Origin of the sequence: Pseudoalteromonas sp. KAN5 (assembly GCF_022846535.1) — a bacterium.
Classification (GTDB): Bacteria; Pseudomonadota; Gammaproteobacteria; order Enterobacterales; family Alteromonadaceae; genus Pseudoalteromonas; species Pseudoalteromonas haloplanktis.
The window spans coordinates 289,004-307,678 of sequence record NZ_AP025589.1 but is presented as its reverse complement, the minus strand read 5'-3'; the positions used below and the strand labels follow the sequence as shown (position 1 = coordinate 307,678).

Below are 18,675 nucleotides of genomic sequence, written 5' to 3'. Positions count from 1 at the left end.
TACGTAACCCCGTGCAAGGCATTAATGAATTGAAATTAAAAGAATAAATCCACAAGCAAAAAACTCCCCACAATATAAATCAAATTTATAGCAGCCCTTGCAAACCAAGGAAGTTGGGGGAAACTGAGTTTAAATTGCAGGCTTACCAGCGCACATCCACCCATTAAGATAAACCACGGCGTAAAGAAGTAAATAAACCGCCACTTAATAAGCATTACAGCCAAGTCATGCAGTGCCCCACTAACAGCAAACGTCACTAATACCGCACACCAATTAGGTAAAAAATCGGCTATTGGTTTCATCACGAAGCGCGATAAATAGTAGCTCCAAATTGGGTTCCAATAACGCCAAAAGACATAAAACGAAGGGGCCCCCAGCGAGCGCTCGAGCATATTACGCATTGAACCTGAGGCTCCCAGCGCCACACCTGTTCGTTTCTTAACATATTGCGACAACGAAATAGCGATACTCATTTTATGAGGCTTATTGAATAAAATAGCCAATCACTTGCCACTGCTCAGCTGATTTTTTTAGCGTCACCGTTTCAATAGAGTCCGCTTTATTTTCAAAATCAGTTTGAAACTCTAAAATGACATACTCACCATCAGGTAATTGTGGGATAGCAGTTAGCTCTTGACGACTGATACCTTGGCGGGATTGAACTTTACCAAGCGGAGCACGCACTTCCTCTAACTTAGATACCCAAAGCGCCTTAGGTACGTTTTCTTGAAAAAACACCCCCGCCTGTTGCCAACTATTTGCGTATTTTCCACTATCAACCACTTCTAACCAACTCGTAGCTGGAGCGATTTCTGTTGCAACATCAACAACCTTTAGCGTCTGTGCCCAAGTGAGTGCGCTTATAAATAAACATAGAACAACAATTATATTCTTCATTTCAAACTCCTTGTTTATGCAATCAATAAGTATTTAACTTACCTTTTTTTGAACCATAAATCACGACTTTATAGTTAAACTTACTTTCACATTTTACTTTTTACTTTACTGGTCGCGATACTGGTTGCTGGGTTGTCTGGCCAAAAGTGCTTGGGATATCGGCCCTTCATTTCTTTTTGCACATCGCGATAACTAGTTTGCCAAAAGCCAGCAAGATCTTGCGTAAGCTGTAATGGTCGCCTTGCTGGTGAAAGCAGCTCCATTAATAGGGCAAGCTTGCCTTGTGCGAGTAATGGCGTACTGGTCATGCCGTATACTTCTTGCATCCGCACACTGAGTTTTGCAGGGCCATCGAGTTGATATTCAATACGAATATTTGAGCCACTCGGCACTGTTAATCTAAGTGGTAATAACGCCTTTAAAGCTGATTGTTGCTGCCAGTCAAAGACATTTTGTAGTGCCTCGCAGTAATTAAACTTTTTAAGCTGATCAAGCGTTTTAATATCTTGTAGGTATGCCACAAGCCAGCTATCGGCACTGTCAATGAGTGACTGCTCAGTAATGGCTGGGAACTGCTCTGGCAGTAATTTACTGGCTAAGCGCATGCGAATAAGTAACTGCTCACTCTCGACTTGTTCATTGAAAATACTAAAACTATGCTTTTTAAACATGTTAAGCCATGCTTTAGCTCGTTCACTTTTATCAAGCTTTTGCTGACTCGGCTGACTGCTAAGAGTAATAGCCCCTAACTTTATTTCATCTTGGTGAATGAAACGCCCGGCTTTTTCGTCGAATTCGCAACGGGTTTGCTGGTAAAACAAATGCCCAAGTTCGCTTTCAATTTCAGCTGGTGTAAATGCAACACCCGCAAACACCCGGCCGCCTTTGTGCCCACCCATACTGGCAATAGCGAGATAATCATCGTTATGCCAAAACTCTTCACTAAGCTCAGCGCCAGCACCATTGGCAAGTAAATAACCATTACCTCGTTTTTTCGCGAGCCTATCGGGGAATGCAAACGCGACCAGCAACGCTAAGTATTTGGTTTTTAGCTCTGCTACGGGGCTGAGTTTTAAGCGCTTTAACCAATAATTAAGTTGTTGTTTAAATATGGAATGTGGCCGAGCATGTTGGCTATGTAGCGCTAGATTAAGATCAGCTGCATAGCTAATGCGGCTTTCCAATAACGCCACTAAATACGCTGCTAAACTATACATCCCCGGCATGCTCGACTCTAATTGCTGCGCCTTAATAAGCATATGCGCTAAGCGAATGTCAGTACCAAAACCGAGCATCTGTGTACCAAGGGCAGTGAGCTTTTCTTTACCGTCGAGAGCTTCTAACATTTGGAGTAGTTTAGTTGCTTGCTGAACTTGTTGTTGTGCAGGTGGATCTAACAAGCGCAAATCACTTAGCTCAGCGCCCCAACACTTTGCCTCTAATAATAATTGGCTTATATCAGTGCTGACTATTTCTGGCGCATCATGACTATTACGTCGCTCAAAAGTTTGCACAGAGCCAAGCCGATATACTACTCCGGGCTCTACACGCCCAGCACGACCAGCCCTTTGTATTGCTGATGAACGAGAAATACTTTGCGTTATCAACTCAGTTACACCTGTTTTTAAATTAAAACTGGCAGTACGACGTTTGCCACTGTCAACTACAACTCGAATACCTTCAATGGTTAAACTTGTTTCAGCCACATTGGTAGTCAATACGATTTTTCGCTGCCCACTTTTTGCCGGTGCAATAGCAGCTTGCTGAGTCGCCTTATCTTGCTCACCGAATAAGGTGAACACCTGACAGTCTGTAGGTAATTCTGTGAGTGCTTGCTGTACACGATTTATTTCTCGCTGACCGGGTAAAAATACCAGTACACTCCCCACTTGTTCATTGACCGCCTGAGTGATTATTGCAGGTATTTGATCGAGCCAACGGCTTTCATCTTTCAATGGAATATACACTTCATCAATAGGAAAACTACGCCCACTTGACTCTATAATCGGGCAGTCAAAAAACTGCTGATAACGCTGCCCGTCAAGAGTTGCTGACATCAATAGAATAGTTAAATCATCACGTAGTGCAGCCTGTGATTCCAGCGCAAAAGCTAATGCAGTATCAGCGGCGAGTGAGCGCTCATGGAACTCATCAAAAATAAGTAAATCAACGCCAGTCAATTCAGGGTCGTTTTGTAGCATTCGCGTCAACATGCCTTCGGTGACAATTTCAAGGCGAGTATTAGCGCTGACTTTAGTTTCTTGTTTGATCCGTAAGCCAACACTTTGGCCAACATTTTCATTCTGGCAACTAGCTAAATAGTTGGCGATATTTCGTGCAGCAAGACGCCGTGGTTCAAGCATTACAATGCGTTGGAAATGCCCGTCACGCATTAGCTGCAATGGCAACCACGTTGACTTACCCGCTCCTGGCGGCGCTTGTAATAATGTCATCGGCTGAGTTTTTAGTTGGGAAACTAGCTGTGTATAAATATCTTCAACGGGTAGCACACGTTTTACCATTAATAACCATTTTGCTGATTATACCCAAACCACCTCAAGATACGTTAAAATTTCAGCTTTGCGGTAATATTACTATAGCTTTGTAGTTCACCGGCTAACAGATATTTACGATAATGCTTAACTACATCATCACTTTGCCAATGTGTTTTTTCTGTTGAAGGGGCTATACCAACCCATGCATTGCGTTGATTTTCCTTCGCTAAATACAATGCTCCATCCGCCAGTTCGATCACTTGTTCCCAGTTAAATAACTCCGGCATCGCAGCTATAAAAGGATAACTGGCAAACCCGACTGAACAAGTACACTGCAACGACTCATCATGGTTTAAAGTAAATTGATGATCTGCAACCGCGTTACGCACGCGATTTAGTGTATGTGCGGCTTCATTAAAGGTGAGATTATCCATTACTAATAAAAACTCTTCCCCGCCCCAGCGGATCAATAAGTCGCTATCACGGCTGTGTTGTTGCAGTATTTTTGAAAACTGCTCTAACACCTGATCGCCCGCCCCATGGCCATGACTATCGTTAATTTGCTTGAAATGATCTATATCTACCACTGCAAAAACTAAGTTTTGCAATTGCGCAGGCGGGAGTAAATGATTTGCTCGTGCTAATTTTGCTAGTTGCTGATTAATCACACTAAAAAAGTAGTGACGATTATGTAACCCCGTTAAACTATCTGTATAACTCATTGTTTTTAAAAGTTCATTACTTTTAGCAAGTGCATGAGTACGCTCAGCAACTTGTTGTTTTAGCGTTACTAAATAGCGCTGATTTTGCCAGCGCCAATAGATAAATGCCAAGCCGCACATAATCAAAATACCGGCTAATAACCAACGTTGTTGCTGTAAATGGTGGTTCTCTATTGTTTGCTGTTGCTGTAATAAACGTTGCTCTTTTAACGCGTTATCTTTACTCAAAAGCAATAATTGTTGATTTTGCGAATCAAATTTAAAATGAGCCTCTAGTTGTAATACCTTATTATTGCGTCGCTGTAAGCTTAATGCATCTTTGCTCAGCGAATATCGATTCAAATAACGATACGCCAACTTAAATTCTTTTTGCTGGCGATAAGCACTTGCCACCAAAAACTGTAATTGTGCCTGTTCTTCTAAAAAACGCGTATTATAACTATTTGCAAGCTGTGATAACGCGGTATGAATGGCCAACTTGAAATTACCTGCTTGCAAATAGCAATTAGCCAACGCCAAATAATATTGTAAACGAACACGTTCTTGTGACTTACTGATCTGGGTAGGATCAACGTTAGCTAACATCGTCTGTGCAGCTTGATAATTGCCAAGTTTAAGGAGGATTTGCGCGTGGTTGACCGCAACCTCATACATGGTGTCACCAATATTTGCTGTCACACTTTGCGCTTTATTGCTCGCTGCTAATGCTTGATGATAACTCCCCATTGCCAAGTAGATCTTACTTTGCCAAAGGTACATTAGTGTGGTGTATTCTGAATTATCACTTTTATAATAATCAATAGCATGGTGTATATACTGCTGCGCCAAACGAAAACGCTCTAGCTCCATTTCTAAATGTGCTAAATGTAAATAAGCCCAAGCCGTGTACTTTTTATTTCCTGCTGATTGCGCTAATTCCAGAGCATAATTATTAAGCTTTACACCTTCTTCAAATGCCCCATAACGGCGCTTGACCATGGCTTCAAATAAGTAACTTTCAACCTCAATTTCCAACGCCTGTTGCGATACAGCTAATTGCCGCAATTGGTGAATGTAACTCATAACATGCAGCATGTTATCGGCATCAATATCGGCTTTAAACTTAGTGTAATAGTGCTCTAATTGCTGTTTATCTTGCGCTGTCGTATTTGCAAAAAGTTCACCACCATACATCAGAAGTACGAATAAAAATATGCTTTGAAAATTTATCATTGCTTAGTAACTATCATTTGCTGATTTACTACTTGCCAATCTTTAACCTGCTGATTGATAAACCCTGATTGCTGAAATGCCTTATTGATGATGCCGCGTTGTCGCAAAACGTTTAAACCTGTAAACAGTGCTTGAGCAACCTCTTTACCCTGCGGATGATTTTTACTAACAACAAAGTGCCGAGTATCAGGTAATACGACTTTTACGTTTTTAATTGGTGTAAATAAGTGCCCTTCATAGTTTAAATCCAAGTTCGCACCGACACTAAAATTAATCATCATTGCATCAACCACGTTCGCTTTAACCATAGCTAACATCTCCTCCCACGGACCAATATAGCTAATTGCACTCATCGGAGTGTTAATGAGCGCCCGCCAATCAACATGCCAACGCGGGTTGACCACCACAGTTAGCTTATTGAGTTGTGATAATTGTAATTGTTGCGCCTGCAAGTTATCAGCAGAGACATATAAGCCCGCTTCATATTGGCCAAACTCAATAACAGCATCACTCACATAAAGCGAGCCTCGGTAATTTAAGATGTCTTCATGCCACATACTGCGCGCCAGCATTAAACTAGTCCCATCAATTAAGGCATCAAACTCAGTATTCGCAGCCCAAGGTTGCGCCCGAAACTCAACAGGCCGAGTTTCACCTCCTAAATAAAGCGCTTGTTGCAGTAAAATCATTTCCACAATTTCAAGATGAGAACCATCCGTATTGGCTGTAAAGTCAGTAATACTGAGTACATCGCGACCATTTAAAAAAGCGCTATAACGCTCACTAAAATTTTCATTACTTAGGATATCAATAACCAATGCTGGCTTTGCAGCTACACTACTACTAAACAACATAAACAAATAAAAAACATACTTCATAGGAAAGCCCTGAAAATAAAAAGTCATTGCACCTACAGGCCACAGCGACTAATTATACAGCAACAACGCACAAACTGTTAACCTACGTTAAATTATGTAATCGGCCACCTATTACAGTCACCCGCATTTGCCACCGGTAGCAAATACAGCTAGAATCGACTTAACACTAATTAATTTGGGTAGGACTAAATGAAAATTGCATTAATGAATGAATTCAGTCAAGCGGCTAAAAATCCAATCGTACTTGAGCAATTAAATAGCGTTGCACAGGCGCAAGGTCATCAAGTTTTTAATGTTGGAATGGATGGCGATAACGACCACAGGTTGACTTATATCCACCTTGGTATAATCGCCAGCTTATTATTAAATTCTAAAGCAGTAGACTTTGTTGTGACAGGTTGTGGTACAGGTCAAGGAGCGCTAATGGCGAGCAATGCATTTGCGGGTGTCAACTGTGGATACTGTATTGACCCATCTGATGCTTATCTATTTGCACAAATAAACAATGGTAATGCCCTTGCTTTACCATATGCCAAAGGATTTGGTTGGGGTGCTGAGTTAAATATTAAATATATTTTTGAAAAAGCCTTTACCGGTGAAAAAGGCCAAGGTTACCCAGCTGAGCGTAAAGAGTCACAAGTGACTAATGCGGGGATCTTAAATCAATTAAAAACAGATGTCGCTAAAGATTACTTAAGTGCACTTGAAGCCATTGACCCTGAGCTGATCAAACAAGCTATTGGCGGTCCACGTTTTCAAGAGTGTTTTTTCGCACATTGCCAAGACGACGCAATTGCGGCATTTGTAAAAGCGCGTATTTAACGTCGCAATAATTACACACTTTGCAGTAACTATTGAACATCGTTTATCTCGGCCCACTTCACTTTAAATCATAATCACTTGATTTAAATTAAAAAATAGATGTTTACTAATTTGGTATAGCGTTTGCAATTTACTAATTGAACAAATCACTTATCTATACAAGGAGTAAATTATGAATAGCGATCGTATCGAAGGTAATTGGAAAGAACTGAAAGGTAAAGCGCAACGTAAATGGGGCGACCTTACCAACGATGATTTAGATAAAATCGAAGGTAGCCGTAAAGAGCTTGTTGGCAGAATTCAGCAAGCATACGGAAAATCGAAAGAAGAAGCTGAGCGCGAAGTGAGTGATTTTGAAAAAAGTCACTAACCTAAAAGCCAACTAAACGCTTTGATAAAAACCGCCAGTTGGCGGTTTTTTATTATCTGCGAAAAAATTTTTATTTAGTTATGATCACATCTTCAGATAACAACAATTCATCGTCTTTGTATACTTCAAGCCAGCCCGGTGGTGAGTTCTCGCAACCAATAACCGATACCTGTAACACGTACCTGTAACGGCCATTTTTAAAGGTGTAACTATGATTACCGCCACTGCCTTCAAAATTCATCTCACCATTAAATAACACACTATCTGGTTTATCACTGGTTTTTTTATCAATGTGCCATGATGCATACCGATAATTATTATCCCCTAAATCATCAATACGCATACGGTATTTAGCCGTCTGCCATTTTAATACTGGTTTATCAAAATTATTAAGGCTTGGATGCAGCGCTTGCTTATCTGCTGCTATTAAACGTTTCGCCAACTGCTGCTCTTTAGCTGTTTGATAATTAACCCCCAATAATTTTACCATCGGTATCAACCCAAACGAGCCCACTATTTAGCATAATGCCGCGCCAACCTACTTTATCCCAATCAGTATCGATATTTGAATTAGCAATCTGTTTAATAAGCGTTTCATCAAATACGTCATCAAATCGCTCAACCAACTCAGCTTCATTATTAATAGCAGGTACTGGATAGCTGCGTTTTAACGGATAACTCACCAGCGCAGCAACCACCGCTTTATCATCAGCTTTAAACGCGGCAATAATAGGTGAAATATTCTGATGATACTGCTGCTCAAGCGCAAACGTATGCGATGCAAAAAGTAAAGATAAGCAAAGTAGAATGTAGTTTAGCAACTTCATGCACGATCCTTTAGGTAAGTTACAGTTTCTAAGTCGTTGCGAATCATTATAAATTAACGCCTAGATAACCCATAATACGGTTTTAGTGACTTATACTCTATCAACATGATTTAACTTGCACCATTGGATAATACCACCAAAAAAAACGAGCCTAATTTGACTCGTTTTTTGTTTTAAACTGACGGCTGATAGCTGACCGCTTACAGCTGCTCTATTCCGGCTCATACCCTAAGTTAGGCGATAACCAACGCTCTGCTTCTGCCAGCGTCATGTTGGTGCGTTTGGCGTAGTCTTCAACCTGATCCTTTTGGATTTGCGCTACTGCGTAGTATTTAGCTTCAGGGTGGGAGAAGTACCAACCTGAAACAGCAGCACCTGGCCACATGGCGTATGAACTGGTGAGCTGCATGCCAATACGTTTTTCAGTATCGAGTAGCTGCCAGATTTTCTTTTTCTCAGTATGCTCAGGGCAGGCTGGGTAACCTGGTGCTGGGCGAATACCTTGGTAGTTTTCACGAATAAGCTCATCGTTTGATAAGTTTTCATCAGGGGCAAAGCCCCAATACTCTTTACGCACTTGTTCGTGTAAATACTCGGCAAATGCTTCAGCGAGTCTATCTGCCACGGCTTTAACCATAATTTTATTATAATCATCCTGCTTGGCATCAAATGCATCAGCTAAGTCATCTTCTTCAAGACCACCAGTTACAGCAAACGCGCCAAAATAATCAGGCGTGCCTTTCGGGGCGATGTAATCGGCTAAACAGTAATTCGCAAAATCACTTTTTTCGGTTTGCTGACGTAAATGGCATGACGTGGTTAATAATTCAGAGCGGCTTTCGTCTGTGTATATTTCAATATCATCACCTACGCGGTTGGCTGGGAATAAACCAATCACACCCAATGGCTGTAAACTACCTGATTTTTCAAGCTCATCGAGCATCTCATTCGCATCTTTAAACAAACTTTGTGCCTGCTCGCCAACCACTTCATCCGTTAAAATGCGTGGGTATTTACCCGCGATTGACCAGGTCATGAAATACGGCGTCCAGTCGATGTATTTGCGTAAAGTAGCAATCGAAACATCTTTAAACTCAGTCACACCGAGCTTTTTCGGCACCGGTGGTGTGTAGTTATCCCAATCAAGTTGAGCGGCGTTATCTCGAGCACGCTGAATGGTTACAGGCTTTGAACGTGGCTTTTTACGTGCTTGCTGCTCACGTACTTTTACATATTCAGCTTGTGTTTTTTCTAAAAAGGCTGGCTTTAACTCTTTTGATAATAAGTTTGATACCACACCTACTGCACGGCTGGCGTTATTAACATACACCACGCCTTTATCGTATTGCGGTTCAATTTTAACAGCCGTATGCGCTTTTGAGGTAGTCGCACCGCCAATTAATAACGGTAGCTCAAAATCACGGCGCTTCATTTCTTTGGCAACGTGCACCATTTCATCAAGTGATGGCGTAATAAGCCCAGATAGACCAATGATATCGGCTTTTTCATCGATGGCAGTTTGCAAAATTTTCTCTGCCGGTACCATAACGCCTAAGTCGATGACTTCGTAATTGTTACACTGTAAAACAACGCCAACAATGTTTTTACCAATGTCGTGTACGTCACCCTTAACGGTGGCCATGACCACTTTACCGTTAGTGGCCCCTTCTTCTTTTTCAGCTTCAATAAATGGGTCTAAGTAGGCCACTGCACGCTTCATTACACGGGCTGATTTAACCACTTGTGGTAAAAACATTTTACCTGCGCCAAATAAATCACCCACCACATTCATGCCGTCCATCAATGGACCTTCAATCACGTGAATAGGTTTATCAGCCGCCGCACGACATTCTTCGGTGTCAATATCAATGTATTCTGTTATACCCTTTACAAGTGCATGCTCTAAGCGTTTTTCAACTGGCCATGTGCGCCACTCTAAATCTTCAACGCGTTCTGCTTGCGCCATACCAGAATATTTAGGTGCCAGCTCAACTAAACGCTCCCCCGCACCGGGATCGGTATTTAAAATAACATCTTCAACCGCTTTACGTAGCTCTGCTGGGATATCATCATAAACCGCAAGTTGCCCTGCGTTTACAATCCCCATATCCATGCCCGCTTTTATTGCATGGTATAAAAAGACCGAGTGGATCGCTTCTCGTACTGGGTTATTACCACGAAATGAAAACGAGACGTTTGATACACCGCCCGACACTTTACAGTGTGGTAGGTTTTGCTTAATGCGGCGTGTGCCTTCAATAAATTCAACAGCGTAGTTGTCGTGTTCTTCGATACCCGTGGCAACCGCAAATATATTTGGGTCAAAAATAATATCTTCTGGTGGAAAGCCAATTTCATCAACTAAAATACGGTAACTACGCTCGCAAATTTCATATTTACGGTCTGCAGTTTCAGCTTGGCCATCGGTATCAAACGCCATAACCACAGCTGCTGCGCCAAAGCGTTTAATAATTTTAGCTTGGCGAATAAACGGTTCTTCACCTTCTTTAAGCGAGATTGAGTTAACAATCGCCTTACCCTGAATACACTTTAAGCCCGCTTCAATCACTTCCCACTTAGAGGAGTCGACCATGATCGGTACTTTAGAGATATCTGGCTCTGAGGCAATCAAATTCAAAAACTTCACCATGGCAGCTTTTGAATCCAACATGGCTTCATCCATGTTGATATCAATCACCTGTGCGCCATTTTCTACTTGTTCGCGGGCAACATTGAGGGCGGTTTCATAGTCTTCTTCCATGATCAAGCGTTTGAACATGGCTGAGCCGGTCACATTGGTACGTTCGCCGACGTTGGTAAATACTGCTATTTGTTGTGTCATCTCGGCTACCTTAATTTAAGTTACACGCTTCAAGACCCGATAAGCGCATACGCACTTCCAGCTCAGGCAGTGGACGAGGTTTGACCCCTTCAAGACCTTTAGCAAACGCTTTAATATGCGCAGGTGTCGTACCACAGCACCCACCCACAATATTAATAAAGCCTGATTTGCCCCAATCAATGATCTCAGCAGCCATTTCCGGCGCTTCTAAATCATACTCACCAAACTCATTCGGTAAACCGGCATTAGGGTGAACAGATACAAAGGTTTCGCAAACACGTGATAATTCTTCAACATATTGACGCAGTAAATCTGGCCCAAGTGCACAATTTAAACCGATCGAAATTGGCTTAATATGGCGAATCGAATTATAAAATGCTTCAGTAGTTTGCCCTGACAAGGTACGTCCTGAGGCGTCAGTGATAGTGCCTGAGATCATAACTGGCAACTTGCGCCCCGCTTGCTCAAACGCTTCTTCAACTGCAAACGATGCTGCTTTAGCATTCAAGGTATCAAAAATTGTTTCTATCAAAATCAAATCAACACCACCTTCCATAAGCGCAAGGGTTGACTCAACATAGGCGGTGACAAGTTTGTCAAAAGTAATATTACGGTAGCCTGGGTCGTTAACATCAGGCGAGATTGAACAGGTTTTTGAAGTTGGCCCCAGCACACCTGCAACATAACGCGGCTTTGCGGGATTTTTTGCAGTAAACTCATCACAAATACTGCGTGCTAGTTTGGCAGACTCTACATTTATTTCTCGACTGATGCTTGCCATATCGTAGTCTTCCATCGAAATGGTGGTCGAGTTAAAGGTGTTTGTTTCGATAATGTCAGCGCCAGCATTTAAAAAGCCACGGTGAATATCGGCAATAATTTTTGGCTGAGTCAGGCTTAATAAATCATTGTTGCCTTTGATCAGGACATGCCAATCTTTAAAGCGCTCACCACGATAATCTTGTTCTTCTAATTTATGTTCTTGGATCATGGTGCCCATGGCGCCGTCGAGGATTAAAATTCGCTGTTTCAGCGCCTCGGCTAGTTCTGCATGTTTATTCACTGTATTACTCGGCATAGTTGTTAGTCCTTACGGCTTGGCTAACTAAATTAATATCATAAGGTGTCGTTTGGTACACATAATAATTTAACCAGTTCGAAAAAAGCAAAAAGGCATGGCTTTGCCAGGTTTTCGACGGTTCGTTATCTGGGTTGTTATCTGGAAAGTAATTTTCTGGCATGGGAGCATCGGGGCCTTTTTCTAAATCCCGCTGATATTCCCCTTTTAAGGTATCGGCATCATATTCAGGGTGACCGGTAATGTACACTTGGCTGCCTGATTTATTTTTTATTAAGTAAGCACCCACTTGCTCTGAACCTGCCAGAACAACTAAGTCATCACAGGCGTTAATTTTTTCAATATCAATATGACCATAGCGCGAGTGCGGCACCACAAAGGTATCGTCAAAACCACGGGTTAATGCGCCATGTTCAAAGTAACACTTGTGGGTAAACACGCCACAGAGTTTATTTTCTTTTAGCTCGCGCTTTAAATTATGATGATGGAATAAACCCGCATGGGCCGCCCAACACGAAAACAGCGTTGAGGTAACATGTTGCTCTGCCCAATCTAGAATGACTTTGAGTTCATCCCAGTAAGCCACTTCATCGTACTCTAAATGTGCCAGTGGCGCACCAGTGATCAACAGCGCATCATAATTGTTGTCTTTAACTTCAGAGAAATAACGGTAAAACGTATCTAAATGCTGCTCTGAAGTATTTTTACTACGATGAGTGTCTAAACGCAGTAGTTCTACATTCACTTGTAAAGGGGAATTGGCAAGTAAACGAATGAACTGTACCTCGGTTTCAACCTTATTAGGCATTAAATTTAAAATCGCCAAGCGCATAGGGCGAATTTCTTGCGTTTTCGCGCGGCTTTTTGGCATTACGAATACGTTTTCTTGACGTAACCTCGCAATCGCGGGCAATTCATCTTTAACGGTAATAGGCATACTCATCTCCAAGGCATAATTAACCAATGGCTAATTATGAACTGATAGCTAGAAATTTCAACCTCTAGATGTTTAGATGTCTAAATGAGTTTATCTTAACTATTTTTTTGCATTCTCAAAACAGCTCGCCATAATGCGCCTGTTGATTTTACTTTAAGGTGATAAACGTGATTGATTGGCTTGGTTTAGGAGAACTTTTTGCAATATTAGCAGCGATAGCTTGGGCACTTTCGACCATGCTATATAAAGGTTTTAGTCATCACTTAACGTCTATGCAGCTCAATATTAGTAAAGGTGTGTTAGCCAGTGCCATGATGTTAGCAGCAATTGCCATTACTCAAGACTCTGCAATACCACAATATATGACCAGCTGGCTGTGGCTAGTTGCCGGTGGTGTGATTGGGATTGCTATTGGTGATAGCGCCTACTTTGCAGCCCTGCGTAATATTGGCCCAGTCCGTACTTTAGTTATTGAATCCCTAGCTCCAGCACTAGTGGGGATTTTTAATATTGTGCTGTTAAACCATTATTTATCTCTCCTTGCTTGGGGAGGCATAGCATTGACAACAATCGGTGTAGTAATAGCAATCAAGCCAGAAAAATCGCTTCCTAGGGTTGATCAACAACATTATCGCAAAGGTATTTTATGTGCCCTCGCGGCTGCTATTTGCCAAGCGCTCGGTATGGTAATGTCAAAAGGCGCTCTCAATAACGAACAAATGAGCAGCTTATGGGCGGCATTAATTAGATTAGCAGCAGGAACCATAACTGTGGGTTTAGTCGTCACAGTGTTTAAAAACAGTGAATTTAAACAGGCACTCACTTTGAAAGGGGTTAGCGGCAAGCAATGGTTCTTTGCCGCGGTTTTTCTTGGTACTTTTCTTGGCTTGTGGCTACAGCTTGGGGCAGTTAAATACACCGATCCTGCCATTGCACAAACGATTTTCGCAACTGCACCATTGATTGTAATGAGTATCGGTTTTATAAAACGCGAGCCAGTTACTAGTAAGATGCTGATAGGCGGTTTACTTGCGCTAATGGGCGTGGGTGTATTGCTAACGAATTAGCAATACTATTCGATTAAAAGTAATAGCTAATGGCTACACTCAGCGCTTCACTTTTCTCGCTGCCTTGATCGAAGTATTGAAACTCACTAGACAATTGCCAGTTTTGATTAATAGAGTAAGCGGCACCAACACCAAACGACGCACCTTTTTCACTAAAACTACCATTGCTAGATTGAGAAAAGTCACTGTTTATTTGTGTATAAGTTGAGCGAACTTTAAACTTACTATCAAAGTAACCGGCCGTGGCGTACAAAGAAAAACCTTCCGATAATGGATACTGCAGTTTAAGTAATAATCCTTGTTGATTTTCTAACTCATATTCATCAGTGATTTTAATAGGTTGCGATGCAATAACTTCATTATCATTACCACTACCAAACCCGAATCTTGCTTCTAACGCTACGTACTGGTTAAATTGATACCCTACATATGGTGTAAACACTGTAGATTTAAACTCACCGTTATCATAGAGCTTAAACTCATTATCTAGCTTTAAGGTCTGGCTACTAATTGCAATCCCTGTATAGTATTTTGTCTCAGCTTTAGAAAATACACTTGTGGAACAAACGGCTAAAAAAAACATAGAACTGACGATTACTTTAAGCATTTTTAATCCTTTAATTTATTAGTAAATGAACATTACTTCAATTTTTGTATAATAAAAAGCCTGCCAACAATAAAAAACAAATGCTTACAAAAACTTACATATATAGCCCCCCCCATTAATGCCGAAACATCGCATCCCCATTAACGCATAATTTTCTAACTATTTATTACGCTATTTAACTAAGCTACTAGAGCTGTAAAAAATAATCTATCTACGCCATTCGTTGACTGTTTCACCTGTGAGCCACTACAATACAACATTGAAATTTTTATTATTATTTGAAGGCTCCTTCCATGGTTTTACCTGATAAGTTTATTTTCTCGATGAGTCGAGTATCTAAGGTTGTGCCACCTAAGCGCACTATCTTAAAAGATATCTCTTTGCATTTTTTCCCTGGCGCTAAAATTGGTGTACTTGGCTTAAACGGTTCGGGTAAATCAAGTTTACTACGCATTATGGCCGGTGTTGATCAAGAGTTTGAAGGTGAGGCTCGCCCGCAACCAGGTACTAAAATTGGTTACTTACCACAAGAACCAGTTTTAGATGAAAGCAAAACAGTACGTGAAACGGTTGAAGAAGCTGTAAGCGAAGTTAAAAACGCGTTGAATCGCCTTGATGAAGTGTATAACGAATACGCGATGGAAGATGCTGACTTTGATGCGTTGGCCAAAGAACAAGGTGAACTTGAAGCAATCATCCAAGCCCATGATGGCCATAACATTGATAATGTTCTAGAGCGTGCTGCTGATGCACTTCGCCTACCACCTTGGGATGCAAAGGTTGAACACTTATCAGGTGGTGAACGTCGCCGTGTTGCGATCTGTCGCTTACTACTTGAAAAACCAGATATGCTTATTCTTGATGAGCCAACCAACCACTTAGATGCAGAGTCTGTTGCATGGTTAGAGCGCTTCTTACACGATTACGAAGGCACTGTTGTGGCGGTAACCCATGACCGCTACTTCCTAGATAACGTAGCTGGCTGGATTTTAGAGCTTGACCGTGGTGAAGGTATTCCATGGGAAGGTAACTACTCGTCGTGGCTAGAACAAAAAGATGCCCGCTTACAACAAGAGCAAAAATCTGAAAAAGCCCGTCAAAAATCAATTGCGCAAGAGCTTGAGTGGGTTCGTTCAAACCCGAAAGGTCGTCAAGCGAAGTCAAAAGCACGTATGGCACAATTTAGTGAACTACAGCAGTCTGACTACCAAAAGCGTAATGAAACTAACGAGTTATTTATTCCACCTGGACCACGTTTAGGTGATCAAGTTATCGAAGTGAAAAACTTGAAAAAGAGCTTTGGTGATCGTGTACTTATTGATGATCTCAGCTTTACTATGCCTAAAGGCGCAATAGTTGGCATCATCGGTGCCAACGGTGCGGGTAAATCAACCTTGTTTAAAATGCTCAGTGGTGAAGAACAAGCCGATAGTGGTGAAGTTTGCTTAGGTGAAACGGTTGAACTGGCAACAGTTGATCAGTTCCGTGGCAACATGGATGAAAGCAATACTGTTTTCCAAGAAATTTCTAACGGGCAAGATGTACTGAAAATTGGTAACTTTGAATTCCAAAGCCGTGCTTATGTAAGTCGTTTTAACTTCAAAGGTAACGATCAGCAAAAGTTTGTTAAAGACCTATCAGGTGGTGAGCGCAACCGCTTACACTTGGCTAAACTACTCAAAGCTGGTGGTAACGTTATCCTACTGGATGAGCCAACCAATGACTTGGACGTTGAAACATTACGTGCACTTGAGAACGCGATTTTAGAATTCCCAGGCTGCGTAATGTGTATATCGCATGACCGTTGGTTCTTAGACCGTATCGCCACCCATATTCTTGATTACCGTGACGAAGGGCAAATTAACTTCTTTGATGGTAACTACACTGAATACGAAGAGTGGCTTAAAAAGACCTTAGGTGCTGAAGCTGCTCAACCAAAGCGTATCAAATACAAAAAGATTGGTTAAGCTCTAGCTGCTAGACTGTATCCACCTTTCAAGCCCTGCATTTATGTGGGGCTTTTTATTTTTGAAAGAAATATACGCTTAGTCATTTCTAGTTAAGTATCGTCAGACTAAAAATAGTGACTATGAAATACGTATTCACAGTCATTTACCCCCTATAATTTTCGTTGCTGAAGCTGCTACAAGCGAGTAAAAAAACGCTATACTTAAGCTACTGCAACTAAAAGGAGTCACTATGGAAAACCGTCGACATTACACGCGCATTTTATTTTCAACCCCTGCGCATTTGACCAATAATACCCATAGTTATCCTTGCCAATTGCTTGATATCTCATTAAATGGTGCATTAGTTAGCCGTGATGATGAGTTTGATTTTGCAAAAAATAGTACTGCCATTTTGGCTTTTAAACTCCCGCAAAGTGATATTATCATCGCGATGACAGTCACTATTTGCCATATCAAGCAGCAACATGTTGGTTTAAAATGCACTCATATTGATCTTGATAGTATCACTCACTTAAAACGCTTAATTGAGTTAAACCTTGCAGATGATGAATTACTCCATCGTGAACTTGAAAGTTTGATCCACTAAGCTTGTAAGCCACTGGATTGCAGTTGTTCAGTAGGTTACCCTAGACACAAATTTACAAAATAATGTCATTATGGCACTGAATCCACACCTACCACTGGTTTACCATCCCAACTATTCGTTTAACTTTGATCCTAAGCATCGGTTTGTAATGAGTAAGTTTGCTAATTTATTCCAGCAAGTGAAAGCCCTTGGTTTAGTAAATGACAACCTTATTACCCCCCAACTTGGCAGCCCAGATCCCCTTGAATTAGTACATTGTGATAATTACATTCAAGACTTATGGCATAACCAGTTAGACGACAAAGCCATGCGACGTATTGGCCTGCCTTGGTCAAAACAATTAATGGCACGCACCTTTACCGCGCCACAAGGTACGCTGCAAACCGCACGCCTTGCACTTAAACATGGTATTGCCTGTCATTTAGCTGGCGGCACTCACCATGCCCATACCGACTTTGGCTCAGGGTATTGCATGGTCAACGACCTAGCTTTTACAGCGCAAACCCTTATTCAATCAGGCGAAGTCACCAATGTATTAATTTTTGACTTAGACGTACACCAAGGTGATGGTACTGCGGCAATGCTTGCCCACCAACCGTATGCCTATACATGCTCGATTCATTGTGAAAAGAATTTTCCATTTCGTAAATCAGCTAGCGATCTCGACATTGGTTTAGCCAATAATATGCAAGACGATGAATATTTGGGGATTGTTGATGACACACTGAGCTTTCTACTCAATGAGCTCAACCCTGATCTAGTACTTTATGACGCGGGGGTCGATATTTGGCAACAAGATGGCCTAGGCAAACTTGATATTAGCTGGCAAGGCATTGAAAAACGTGATCATCTGGTTCTTAAACGCTGCCATGAAAGCAATACAGCTGTGGCAACCGTGATTGGCGGAGGTTATGACAAAGATCACTTGCGCCTTGCCAAACGCCACGCCATCGTAGTTGAGCAAGCCGCGCGTTTTTAAGTTAACTATAAACGGCTAAAGCGCTATTGTTGACTACACTTAGTACTTGAATGCAAAAATGAATCAACAATTGAGATTAAAATTTATATGCGACGACTACTTACCTTATTGTTAGTATCTGTAAGCTGTTTTGTAATTGCTGAAGAACAAGAACTTCCCCCTATCAACCCAGCTTACGAAGTCGAGCACGCTATGATACTCGTTAATCAAGGCCCACGTATTTTTGCGGCAAATTTACCCACCTATAAGCTACCCCATGACGTACAGCTAGTTTATAAGATTGAAAACCCTGATGTGGCATTTTTAAATGTAGTCAGAGGTGCTGAGCTAAAGTATCCCCAGAATTAGCCTTTATATATCAATGAACTAATAATATTAAAAATGTG

At 41.5% G+C, this 18,675-nt stretch carries 16 protein-coding genes and 1 pseudogene; 7 read left to right on the top strand and 10 right to left on the bottom strand.

All coding sequences use genetic code 11. The features are described 5' to 3' along the window. Window positions 1-35 precede the first annotated feature (35 nt). From KAN5_RS01340 to KAN5_RS01320, 5 genes are all read right to left on the bottom strand, one after another. Window positions 36-473 carry an MBOAT family O-acyltransferase gene (locus KAN5_RS01340; protein ID WP_138555496.1) on the bottom strand — a complete coding sequence of 146 codons (438 nt, stop codon included), beginning with the start codon at window positions 471-473 and terminating at the stop codon, window positions 36-38. A gap of 10 nt (window positions 474-483) precedes the next feature. Next, window positions 484-897 carry a DUF4019 domain-containing protein gene (locus KAN5_RS01335; protein WP_244390256.1) on the bottom strand — a complete coding sequence of 138 codons (414 nt, stop codon included), beginning with the start codon at window positions 895-897 and terminating at the stop codon, window positions 484-486. An 86-nt stretch (window positions 898-983) separates the two neighbouring features. After that, complete coding sequence (hrpB, locus tag KAN5_RS01330; RefSeq protein WP_244390970.1) at window positions 984-3,407, bottom strand: ATP-dependent helicase HrpB; 2,424 nt, start codon at window positions 3,405-3,407, stop codon at window positions 984-986. A gap of 56 nt (window positions 3,408-3,463) precedes the next feature. Then, window positions 3,464-5,326 (bottom strand): GGDEF domain-containing protein, encoded by a 1,863-nt coding sequence (locus KAN5_RS01325; protein ID WP_244390255.1) that lies wholly within the window; start codon window positions 5,324-5,326, stop codon window positions 3,464-3,466. Further along, window positions 5,323-6,204 carry a hypothetical protein gene (locus KAN5_RS01320; RefSeq protein WP_138555494.1) on the bottom strand — a complete coding sequence of 294 codons (882 nt, stop codon included), beginning with the start codon at window positions 6,202-6,204 and terminating at the stop codon, window positions 5,323-5,325. Before KAN5_RS01320 ends, KAN5_RS01325 begins: the two co-directional genes overlap by 4 nt. A gap of 189 nt (window positions 6,205-6,393) precedes the next feature. Here KAN5_RS01320 and KAN5_RS01315 point away from each other — a divergent pair, with 189 nt between their 5' ends. Next, on the top strand, window positions 6,394-7,026 hold the full coding sequence (locus tag KAN5_RS01315; protein WP_016708713.1) for an RpiB/LacA/LacB family sugar-phosphate isomerase: 633 nt from the start codon (window positions 6,394-6,396) through the stop codon (window positions 7,024-7,026). A 172-nt stretch (window positions 7,027-7,198) separates the two neighbouring features. Continuing rightward, window positions 7,199-7,396, top strand: coding sequence for a CsbD family protein (locus KAN5_RS01310; RefSeq protein WP_244390254.1), 198 nt, complete (start codon window positions 7,199-7,201; stop codon window positions 7,394-7,396). A gap of 70 nt (window positions 7,397-7,466) precedes the next feature. Here KAN5_RS01310 and KAN5_RS01305 read toward each other — a convergent pair. The 4 genes and pseudogenes from KAN5_RS01305 to metA all read right to left on the bottom strand — a co-directional run bounded on the left by KAN5_RS01305 (window position 7,467) and on the right by metA (window position 13,080). Next, a pseudogene (locus tag KAN5_RS01305) lies at window positions 7,467-8,223 on the bottom strand (hypothetical protein). Window positions 8,224-8,434: 211 nt separating this feature from the next. After that, window positions 8,435-11,065, bottom strand: coding sequence for a methionine synthase (gene metH / locus KAN5_RS01300; protein WP_244390253.1), 2,631 nt, complete (start codon window positions 11,063-11,065; stop codon window positions 8,435-8,437). A gap of 10 nt (window positions 11,066-11,075) precedes the next feature. Beyond that, a complete protein-coding gene (locus KAN5_RS01295; RefSeq protein WP_016708709.1) occupies window positions 11,076-12,143 on the bottom strand; it encodes a homocysteine S-methyltransferase family protein in 1,068 nt (355 codons plus the stop codon). Continuing rightward, window positions 12,133-13,080: a homoserine O-succinyltransferase gene (gene metA, locus KAN5_RS01290; protein ID WP_016708708.1), complete on the bottom strand. Its 948-nt coding sequence runs from the start codon at window positions 13,078-13,080 to the stop codon at window positions 12,133-12,135. Before metA ends, KAN5_RS01295 begins: the two co-directional genes overlap by 11 nt. A gap of 167 nt (window positions 13,081-13,247) precedes the next feature. Here metA and KAN5_RS01285 point away from each other — a divergent pair, with 167 nt between their 5' ends. Next, a complete protein-coding gene (locus tag KAN5_RS01285; protein WP_016708707.1) occupies window positions 13,248-14,147 on the top strand; it encodes a DMT family transporter in 900 nt (299 codons plus the stop codon). Between the two features lie 13 nt (window positions 14,148-14,160). Here KAN5_RS01285 and KAN5_RS01280 read toward each other — a convergent pair whose 3' ends face one another. After that, a complete protein-coding gene (locus tag KAN5_RS01280; RefSeq protein WP_016708706.1) occupies window positions 14,161-14,754 on the bottom strand; it encodes a porin family protein in 594 nt (197 codons plus the stop codon). Window positions 14,755-15,047: 293 nt separating this feature from the next. Here KAN5_RS01280 and ettA point away from each other — a divergent pair, with 293 nt between their 5' ends. The 4 genes from ettA to KAN5_RS01260 all read left to right on the top strand — a co-directional run bounded on the left by ettA (window position 15,048) and on the right by KAN5_RS01260 (window position 18,637). Beyond that, window positions 15,048-16,721 (top strand): energy-dependent translational throttle protein EttA, encoded by a 1,674-nt coding sequence (gene ettA / locus KAN5_RS01275; RefSeq protein ID WP_016708705.1) that lies wholly within the window; start codon window positions 15,048-15,050, stop codon window positions 16,719-16,721. A gap of 232 nt (window positions 16,722-16,953) precedes the next feature. After that, window positions 16,954-17,310 carry a PilZ domain-containing protein gene (locus tag KAN5_RS01270; protein ID WP_244390252.1) on the top strand — a complete coding sequence of 119 codons (357 nt, stop codon included), beginning with the start codon at window positions 16,954-16,956 and terminating at the stop codon, window positions 17,308-17,310. A gap of 70 nt (window positions 17,311-17,380) precedes the next feature. Then, on the top strand, window positions 17,381-18,289 hold the full coding sequence (locus KAN5_RS01265; RefSeq protein WP_244390251.1) for a histone deacetylase: 909 nt from the start codon (window positions 17,381-17,383) through the stop codon (window positions 18,287-18,289). Between the two features lie 87 nt (window positions 18,290-18,376). Continuing rightward, a complete protein-coding gene (locus KAN5_RS01260; RefSeq protein WP_244390250.1) occupies window positions 18,377-18,637 on the top strand; it encodes a hypothetical protein in 261 nt (86 codons plus the stop codon). Window positions 18,638-18,675 lie beyond the last annotated feature (38 nt).